At 62.1% G+C, this 2,165-nt stretch carries 1 protein-coding gene and 2 pseudogenes; 1 reads left to right on the top strand and 2 read right to left on the bottom strand.

Annotated elements, in window-relative coordinates; all coding sequences use genetic code 11:
* Positions 1-1,008: pseudogene (locus ACRXB1_RS35035) on the bottom strand (S53 family peptidase); the annotation flags it as partial.
* Between the two features lie 208 nt (positions 1,009-1,216).
* Positions 1,217-1,663, bottom strand: a complete 447-nt coding sequence (locus tag ACRXB1_RS35030; RefSeq protein WP_449494654.1) for a GFA family protein — start codon at positions 1,661-1,663, stop codon at positions 1,217-1,219.
* Positions 1,664-1,835: 172 nt separating this feature from the next.
* Here ACRXB1_RS35030 and ACRXB1_RS35025 point away from each other — a divergent pair.
* Positions 1,836-2,165, top strand: a pseudogene (locus ACRXB1_RS35025) (inositol monophosphatase); the annotation flags it as partial.

The following is a 2,165-nucleotide window of genomic DNA, read 5'->3' as shown; positions in this document are numbered from 1 at the left end:
TCAGACCGTCACGCCCATGACCGCGGCCGATTGCAGCACGTCGTTGAATGCGTTTTGCGATTGCTCCGTCCAGTTCGATTCCGGGCCGCCCCAACTGATGGATACAACCGAGGGTTTGTTGGCATCGTCGTGGATGGCGCGGTTCACGGCATCGACGAATCCCGCGTCGCTGTTGGTCGTGAAGTACACCGCGATGCGCGCACCCGGCACGATCGCACCGACAATTTCGATATCCAGCGTCACTTCGCCGTCCGGCCCGTTCGGGTTGCCACTCGGCGCGTTATTCGCCTGATCGACGCCAACGGACACCACGTCCGGCTTCCCCACGCCGAGCTTCGAGAAATACGCGCTGAGATCGCTCTGCTTGTAGCCTCCCCCAAGTTCGATGATGCCAACGCACTGGCCGCTGCCATCGCCGGCGGGAAAGTTGTAGAGGCGTGCGAGATCGAGCGGTGTGTAGGACGTGCTTGTGCCGCCGCGCGCCGGCTTGATCGGCGGACGGAAACGGAAGTGCGGGCGTGCCTGAGGCCGGCTGTCGAGGCCCAGCACGGCGGTGACCATGTCCTTCATGTCCGATGGCACGTTCACCGGGCCCGAGCGTCCGCGATATTCACCAATGGCGTGGTGTTGGAAGCGCTCCAGCTTGACGCTGAACGCGGTACTGAACTGCGCGATGGTGCCGGACAGCACGACGCTGCGCGAGTTTGCATCGGCGCGGACCACATCGAGCCCGTGCGCCTTCGCGAACGCTTCGATCCGCGTCACATCGGCCTGGGATGCGCCGAACCGCTTGCTGAATTCATCGCGGGAAATGGGGGCGGCATCGGCGGCGCCTTCGTTGATCTTTTGCATCAACTGCTTGAATTCGCCCTCGTTTTGCCGGCGAAGCATCACCACGACTTCAATCTTTTCTTCCGGATTGCATGCGCCGAGGCACTGCGCGCCTTCGGGCTGCGATTTGTCGCTGCCTGGAACAGGATGGTCTGCGGGATGGTTTGTAACGGTCATGGTGCTCGGACTCCTTGCTGTTACGAAATTCGTGTCGCGTGGATTGGGTCTTCGAGATGACGTACGATCTGCGTTGGCCGAAGTCGCGCCTCACAGCCTTGTTCCGACATGCCGCGCTCAGCGCAGTTCCGAAACTGGCAAACGATTGCGCTCTGGCCCAGGCCTGCACTGGAGCTGAAGCATGCGAGGACCAAATGGGAGGCGGGATTCAGGGCCGGTCCCCGGCATACTCGCGGCGGCCACCGGCGGATAACCACGGCTCGCGGCGGACGCAAAACAGCTCGTAGGTGGGTTTTAGGAAGCCGGTTTCATCGAATGCGCCGATGGGCAACTCGATTTCGTCGGTGTTCACATACGCCATGTACGCGACCGACCCGCACACGGTGCAGAAATGACGGCGGCCATCGGCGGAGCTTTGCCAGGCGCGGGTCGCACCCGACATGCTCACCTTCTCGGCGTGATATACCGCGTACGCGCCAAATGCCGAGCCATGCACCTTGCGGCACGTCATGCAATGGCACAGCCCGACGCGATCCGGCTCCGATGAAACCACGAACCGCCACGCACCGCACGCGCAGCCGCCTTCGTGCTTCGCTTCGCCACCTCTGACCAGTGCGGCTTCCCTGTCGCGCGCTTCATCATTAGAGTTGCTCATAAGGCGGTTCATCGCGGCTCCCTATAATCTGGTGTCGGTACTGCGCCAGGCAATGAAAATGGTGGTACCAAACAGCGTACCAGTAGCAACTCTCGCGCCGAACCGCCGGCGGCCGCAGCAAAAGGCGCCGGTTTTGCTACGATGACAACCCCAAGAGACGGAGATGGCATTCATGAAGCACGTTTCCCTGCTGGCTCTGCTCCCCACCAGCGCCTCGGCATTCGCAACGACGGCTGGTCCGAACGCAGCACCCGGCGCGACAGATCTCGCTGCCTACGTGCTTTCGCATGATCGTTACGATGCAACCGCGAACGCGCCGTCACCCCGTACGGATTACAAAACGGTGAGCGTCGCGGATGTAATGACCGACGAGTACGTGTTTCCGCTTGGAGAAACCGGCAAGTCGATCGTCTTGTCCGGCTATCAGATCGCAGCGGGCTTTCTGGCCGAACGCGCCGCGGATCAATGGCTCGAGCTCGCGCGCCAGCAGCACGCGGCAGAA

Source organism: Caballeronia sp. M23-90 (assembly GCF_053574605.1).
Note: the sequence above shows the minus strand (reverse complement) of the source record. Positions and strands in the feature narration are given on the sequence as shown.

Bases quoted from the DNA above. Each gene is read 5' to 3' on its own strand.
- ACRXB1_RS35030 (WP_449494654.1), bottom strand. From the start codon at position 1,663: ATGAGCAACTCTAATGATGAAGCGCGCGACAGGGAAGCCGCACTGGTC.